The 6,375-nt window shown below is 73.4% G+C and carries 6 protein-coding genes; 3 read left to right on the forward strand and 3 right to left on the reverse strand.

The genetic code is table 11. The features are described 5' to 3' along the window. Positions 1 to 57 precede the first annotated feature (57 nt). The gene (locus ACWJ6R_RS06555) at positions 58 to 2,214 is read right to left on the reverse strand and encodes an ATP-binding protein (RefSeq protein ID WP_449061325.1); all 2,157 of its coding nucleotides are present in this window, start codon (positions 2,212 to 2,214) and stop codon (positions 58 to 60) included. Positions 2,215 to 2,428: 214 nt separating this feature from the next. Here ACWJ6R_RS06555 and ACWJ6R_RS06560 point away from each other — a divergent pair, with 214 nt between their 5' ends. The 3 genes from ACWJ6R_RS06560 to ACWJ6R_RS06570 all read left to right on the forward strand — a co-directional run bounded on the left by ACWJ6R_RS06560 (position 2,429) and on the right by ACWJ6R_RS06570 (position 3,748). Next, the gene (locus ACWJ6R_RS06560) at positions 2,429 to 2,767 is read left to right on the forward strand and encodes a hypothetical protein (protein WP_449061326.1); all 339 of its coding nucleotides are present in this window, start codon (positions 2,429 to 2,431) and stop codon (positions 2,765 to 2,767) included. Continuing rightward, positions 2,716 to 3,387 carry a hypothetical protein gene (locus ACWJ6R_RS06565; RefSeq protein ID WP_449061327.1) on the forward strand — a complete coding sequence of 224 codons (672 nt, stop codon included), beginning with the start codon at positions 2,716 to 2,718 and terminating at the stop codon, positions 3,385 to 3,387. Before ACWJ6R_RS06560 ends, ACWJ6R_RS06565 begins: the two co-directional genes overlap by 52 nt. Before the next feature lie 193 nt (positions 3,388 to 3,580). Then, positions 3,581 to 3,748, forward strand: a complete 168-nt coding sequence (locus ACWJ6R_RS06570; protein WP_191894732.1) for a hypothetical protein — start codon at positions 3,581 to 3,583, stop codon at positions 3,746 to 3,748. Positions 3,749 to 3,855: 107 nt separating this feature from the next. On the opposite strand, the gene ACWJ6R_RS06575 is transcribed toward ACWJ6R_RS06570, so the two are convergent. Both ACWJ6R_RS06575 and ACWJ6R_RS06580 read right to left on the reverse strand, forming a co-directional pair. Beyond that, positions 3,856 to 4,821 carry an ABC transporter permease gene (locus tag ACWJ6R_RS06575; RefSeq protein WP_449061328.1) on the reverse strand — a complete coding sequence of 322 codons (966 nt, stop codon included), beginning with the start codon at positions 4,819 to 4,821 and terminating at the stop codon, positions 3,856 to 3,858. Beyond that, on the reverse strand, positions 4,818 to 6,375 hold a 1,558-nt coding region (locus ACWJ6R_RS06580; RefSeq protein WP_449061329.1), incomplete at its 5' end, for an ATP-binding cassette domain-containing protein. The genes ACWJ6R_RS06580 and ACWJ6R_RS06575, both read right to left, overlap by 4 nt.

A 6,375-nucleotide genomic window follows, 5' to 3' on the forward strand; every position in this document is an offset into this window, starting at 1 on the left:
CCCTTCGAGCCGCTCTTCCGCGCCCGCCGGCCGGACGGTCCCGGCGCGGGACCCGGGTCACAGGTCCGGGACGGGGCCGGAGTCCTCGCCGGACTCGCCGATCGCGAGCTCGATCAACTCCTCGAGGGTGAGCCGCTTGCCCGCGGCGAACGCCGCCTCGTGGGCCTGGTCCCCGAGGAGCTTGCGGCACTCCTTGATGCACCGGTCGTGCTCGGCGTTGAAGAAGGGCGAGTTCATCTGGGGCATGCCGAAGGAGCGCCAGTTCTGCTGGCCCGCGCCGAGCAGCCGGGCCGCCAGGTCGGCCTGCCCTTGGTCGAGGACCAGCCGGGCGACGACCTCGATCACCAGGCCGATGCCGAGCACGTCGTGGAAGTAGCGCTTGAGGCGGAGCGACTCACGGGCGTTGCGCAGCGCCTCGGCGGAGCGGCCCATCGCCTGCTGGGCCATCGCCATGGCGTACATCGCATAGGAGCGCAGCCAGAGCTCGCCGCGCTGGGTGCACACCGCGATGCAGTCCTGCAGGAGGACCTCGGCCTCCGCCGGCTCGTTCTGCATCGTCAGCACCAGCGACAGCTCGACGATCGAGGGGAGCAGGCCGGGGTTGAGCTCCCGCCCCGTCTTGTGGAACTCGATCGCCACCCCGAGCAGGGCGCTGGCCTTCTGCAGGTCGTTCTGGAGCACGGCCGCGGTGCCGAGCATCTTGGTCGCCAGGATGACCGCGCCCGAGTCGCCGACCCGGACCGCGTCCGAGCTGCACCGCTCGGCGGCCTCGACGGCGCCCGTGGTGTTGCCCTGGCCGCTGTGGACGTAGGAGAGCACCCACAGGGCCTTGCAGCGCACGGAGCTCGGCTGCGTGACCAGCTCCAGGGCCTTCTCCAGGTAGAGCCTGCCCTCACGGGCCAGCCCGCAGGCCACCCACATGAACCAGAGCGACGACAGCAGCCGCAGACCGGCCTCCGCCTCACCCGGCGTGCGCAGGCAGTAGTCGAGCGCCACCCGGATGTTGTCGTGCTCGTGCCGCATCCGGACGAACCAGTAGACCTGCCGGGCCCCCGACCACGCCTCCTCGCCGCGCATGGCGAGCTGCAGGTAGTAGTCCCGGTGCCGCTCCTGGATCCGCTGCTTCTCGCCCAGCTTGTCCAGCCACTCCTCGCCGTAGCTGCGCAGGGTGTCGATCAGCCGGTAGCGGTGCCCGGAGGGGGTGCCCTCGCTCAGCAGGATGGACTTCTCCACGAGGCTGGAGACGAGGTCGGTGATGTCCTCCCCGGGCAGGCTGTCCCCGGCGCAGACGTAGCGGGCGGCCTCCAGCTCGAAGTCCCCGGCGAAGACCGACAGCCGCGCCCAGAGCAGCCGCTCGGCGGGCTCGCACAGCTCGTGGCTCCACCCGATCGCGGCGCGCAGCGTCTGGTGCCGGGGCAGCGCCGTACGGCTGGCGCCGGCCAGCAGGCTGAACCGGTCGGCCAGCAGCGCGAGGATCTGCTCCACTGACAGCGCCCGCAGGCGGACCGCGGCCAGTTCGATCGCCAGGGGGATGCCGTCCAGGCGGCGGCAGAGCTCGGAGACCGGCTCGATGCTGCGCTCGTCGAGCTCGAAGGAGGGCACGACCGCGCTCGCCCGCGCGGAGAACAGCTGGACGGACTCGTTGGTGAAGGCGTTCTCCCCCGGGATGTCGCCGGGGACCGCCAGGGGCGGGACGGAGAGGGTGTACTCGCCCTGCGCGTTCAGCGACTGGCGGCTGGTGGCCAGGATCCGCAGCCGCGGCGAGGTCTTCAGCAGGTCCTCGAAGAGCTTGGCGCAGGCGTCGACGAGGTGCTCGCAGGTGTCGATGATCAGCAGGATCTCGCGGTCGCCCACCCACTCGGAGAGCGTCTCGTCGGCGGAGCGGGACGACTGGTCGGCGATGCCCAGCGCCGAGGTGATCGTGTGCCGGACCATGCCCGCGTCCTGCAGCCTGGCCAGGTCGGCGAACCACACGCCGTCGGAGAACTGGTTGCGCACCATGTGCGCGATGCGCAGCGCGGTGCGGGACTTGCCGACGCCGCCGATGCCGGTCAGGGTGACCAGCCGCGTCTCGGGCTCCTGGAGCCGCTGCCTGAGGGTCGCCAGCAACCGGGTGCGCCCGACGAAGTTGGTGAGCTCGTTCGGGAGATTGCCGTCTCGCCGCCATCCAGCTGTTGGCGTTGCCATGGCCGCCTCACGGGGGGTAGCTGACACCTGCCCTGGCATCGTACCGCCTGGGTCGTTGGCTGTCCTTTGCGCGGAAACCACGGTGGAAGGGTGCGAACTATTGGGTATTTTCACTGAACGTGGCCGCGTTATCACTATGATCGGTGCATGCCCCTCTACATGACCGCCCCGTACCGCGCCGTGGCGTGCTCTCGCGGGCCGCGCGCCGCCGGACGGGCAATGGGCCGGGCGGGGGAGGCTGATGGCTGAGCTGCGGGTGTTGACCGCGACCGCGCCGTGCACCGGCCTGCGCGCGGTCGCCGAAGCCTGCGGCGAGCCGGTCGGGCAGCGGGAGCTGGCCCGCCGGGTCGGCCATCTCACCGCGCTGATCCAGTCCATGGCCGCCTGCGTGGTGACCGCGCACTGGAACGGAGAGGATCTGGACCGGCTGGCCTCCGGCCGGAGCGCCGACGGGCGCACGCTGCCGTCCAAAGGGTGGATGGCGCTGCGCCGCCTGGGCTGGGCCGCGGCCGCCCGGACGGGGTGGTGGTGGACCGTGTCAGTGAGCAGGCCGCGCTGCTGCGGGTGCAACTCCCGCTGACCGCCGCCCCGGCCGGCCGCAAGGACTGGGCCTGGCACGCGATGGCGTTCACCCTGCCGCCCACCGTCGCGGCGGAGGCGGTGCTGTGCGCGCCGACGCTGCGCCTGGCCGCCCACCGGGTGTGCCTGGACCTGCCGCACCGCGCCCTCGTCCCGAAGACATCTCCGGCCGGGCACACCGTCGGGCTGGGGTTGGACTGGGGGGTCAACACGCTGCTGGCCGGCGCGCTGGCCCACCTCGCCACCACCCCCACCGGTACCCGTACCGTTTCCGATGGGCGGATGCTGCGCTACGACGCCACCGCGATCTCGGCCAAGCTGCACCGGCTGCGCCAGGTCCGTGAGCGCGTCGCGGCCCGCCTTAATGCCTACGCCGCCCTGCTGGACGGCTGGCCGCCCCCGACGCCCCGGCCACCCGAGCAGACGAGTGGGTGGCAGGTCGGGCCAAGAGCGGGCCGACCCCGAAACGCCCACCCGCCGCTGTCCGCAAGACTTCCCGCCGCGTGCCCGACCGGCGCGCGGTCCCCGCCCCACCTTCCGGTGGCCAGTGTCCGGCGGGGCAGGAACCCCAGAGCCGCCCCCGTCCGGGGACGGCCTCAGGTCCTGCATGCGGTCTCCTGAACCCCCGGCACGATCGGACCGGCTTCCACCGCGTCCGCGCCAGCCCCGTCCTCGCCCTTGGCGACTTCGGAGCGGGTGAGGACCGGCCACGCCAGGCCCGGAACGCCTGATTTACTCGGGCAAACTCAGGAAACCAGAGACGCTTTGCTACCGGAGAAATCGCCCGCCGCGGCGCTCTGGATAGCATGGGCCCGTGACAGAGCATCATCCAGACGATCTGCGCCCGGTCGACCTCTCGGAGGACGGCCCGGCCATCCTGCCCGACCAGACCTCCGACGACACCGATCTGGGGTGGGGCGAGTGGCGTGAGTCCGGCGGCAACGACGACCGGCTGCTGGAGGATCGCCCGCCGCACTGGTGAGCGCGTCCCGCCAGTGGGGTCGAGGGTTCGGGGACCCCGGGCCCGGAGCCCCGCGCAGCCGCCGGAGCGCCGCATGACGCGGCACAGACTTCGGCCCGGGGAGCGCGTCAGGCGACGATGTCCCTGCGCCGGAAGCGGCGGAAGGCGAAGGCGGTCAGCACGACCGCGTAGGTCACCGACACGGCCACGCCCTTGACCATGCCGCCGAAGTCGGGCTCCGGCGCCAGGGCGTCCAGCCAGGCGGTGTTCCAGAACGTCGGGAGGAACTCCCGGAGCGAGCCGAGCGCGTCCACCGCCTGCAGGATGGTGCTCACGATCACCAGGCCGACCGCGCCGCCGACCGCGCCCAGCGGAGAGTCGGTGCCGACCGAGAGCAGGAAGGCCAGCGCCGCCACGACCAGCTGGCTGACCAGCACGTAGCCGACCACGACCCCGAACCTCGGCAGCACGTCCAGCGCGGCGATCGTCTCGCCCGTGCCGGGCACCCGGACGTCGTTCCAGCCGAAGGCCAGCGTCCCGGCGAGCAGCGCCATCACCGGCAGGCAGACCACCGCCGCCGCCGAGTAGCCCAGCGCGACGATCAGCTTCTGGCGCAGCAGCCGGTCCCGGGGGATCGGGGCGGCCAGCAGGTAGCGCAGCGAGGACCAGCCCGCCTCGCTGGCCACCGTGTCGCCGCAGAACACCGCCACCGCCACGGCCAGCAGGAAGCCCGCCGACACCGAGAGGGAGAACGCGGCGAAGTTCAGGCCGCCCTCGGTCGCCAGGTCGGAGATGCGCAGGGACGACCCCCCGGGACCGCCCGACCTGACGCCGATCTTGAACGCGATCACCAGCACCCAGGGCAGCGCCAGCAGCAACCCGAACATCACCATCGTCCGGCGCCGCCTGAACTGGCGGACGATCTCCACCGCCAGCGGCAGCGTGCGCCCCGGCGCGTAGCCCCGCGCCGAACCGTCGTCGTTCACGCCCCGCGCGCCGCTCTCCGCACCTGTGCCCGCACCTGTGCCCGCACCTGTGCCCGCGCCGGTGCTCCCGGCGGTGAGCGCCGTGCCGGCGCCGCCCGCGTCCTTCATGACTTCTCCCCGATCAGGTCCAGGAACACGTCCTCCAGGCGGGTGCCCGACCCGCCGGGCCCGCCGGCCGGCACGCGGTCGCTCAGCAGGTCGCTCACCGGGCCGGCCGTGACGAGCCGGCCGCGGTGCATGACCACCACGTGGCTGCACGTCTGCTCCACCTCGGCGAGCAGGTGGCTGGAGACGATGACGGTACGGCCCCGCGCCGCGTAGCGGATCAGGACCTCGCGCATCTCGCGGATCTGGGGCGGGTCCAGGCCGTTGGTGGGCTCGTCGAGCACGAGCAGGTCGGGCAGGCCGAGCATGGCCTGGGCGATGGCCAGGCGCTGGCGCATGCCCTGGGAGTAGGTCCGCACGGCGCGCTCCAGGGCGGAGCCGAGCCCGGCGATCTCCAGGGCCTCCTGAAGGTGGGCGTCGGCGGTGGGGCGGCCGGTCGCCTTCCAGTAGAGCTCCAGGTTCGCCCGGCCCGACAGGTGCGGCAGGAATCCGGCGCCCTCGACGAACGAGCCCAGCCGGGACAGGACCGGCGCACCGGGCACGACCCGGTGGCCGAAGATCCTGATCTCGCCCGCGTCGGGGTGGATCAGGCCCATCATCATGCGCATCGTGGTGGTCTTGCCCGCGCCGTTGGGGCCGAGCAGCCCGAGCACCTGGCCCTGCTCGACGGTGAACGACAGGTCGTCCACCGCCGGCTCGCCGTTGCGGTAGGCCTTGGTCAGCCCCTCGATCCGCAGCGGCACCGCGTCCAGATCGGGGACGTGCTCGCGGGCGGGGCGGCGGCGGCCGGTGAGGATCAGCGCCGCCGCGGCGGCCAGCGCGGCCAGCGGCAGGGCCCAGGTCCACCAGGCGGGGCCGGTGGCCGGGGTGCGCAGCGCGGCGTGCACGGGCACGGTCAGCTCAGGGGAGGCCAGGGCGACGGTGTAGACGGCCGGGGCCGCGGGGGTGCTGTAGCCGAGGTCGGTCGTGGTGAGGGCGACGCGGAGCCGGTGCCCGGCCTCGAAGCGGTGGTCGACGGCGGGCAGGGCGACCGTGGCCTCGGCCGTGTCGTTCCCGGAGCCGCCCCCGGGGACGGTGATCCGCACCGGGGCGACGAGCCCTTCGGGCAGGATCGGCGCGGAGGCGCCGCCGTTCACGTCGTACAGCTTGGCGAACAGCGTCACGTCCCGCCCGGCGCCGGCCTCCTCGGCCTCCTCCGTGCCCTCAGCCCTCTCCGCGTTCCCGGTCTCGCCGGTATCGCCGGTCTTCCCGGCGTCGCCGCCGGAGACGATCCCGACCCGGACCCGGACGGTGGAGCTCCCGGTGACCTGGAGCGGGGCGGCCAGGGGCGCGGACTCGAAGACCGCGCTCTGGCCCGCCATGTCCATCGACACGCTCAGGTTGCCGGAGCCGGTCAGGCCGCCGAAGCCGGGGACGGCCGAGATCGAGGCGGGGGAGCCGCCGGGCGGGTTGGCCACCGGCTGCTCGGGGCCGGACAGGGGCACGGCGGCCGTGGAGGTGCCGGACAGGCCCGGGTAGGCGCCGGCGGTGGCGTGCAGCTGCACCGGGCGGCGGGTG

Source organism: Planomonospora algeriensis, from assembly GCF_977012225.1.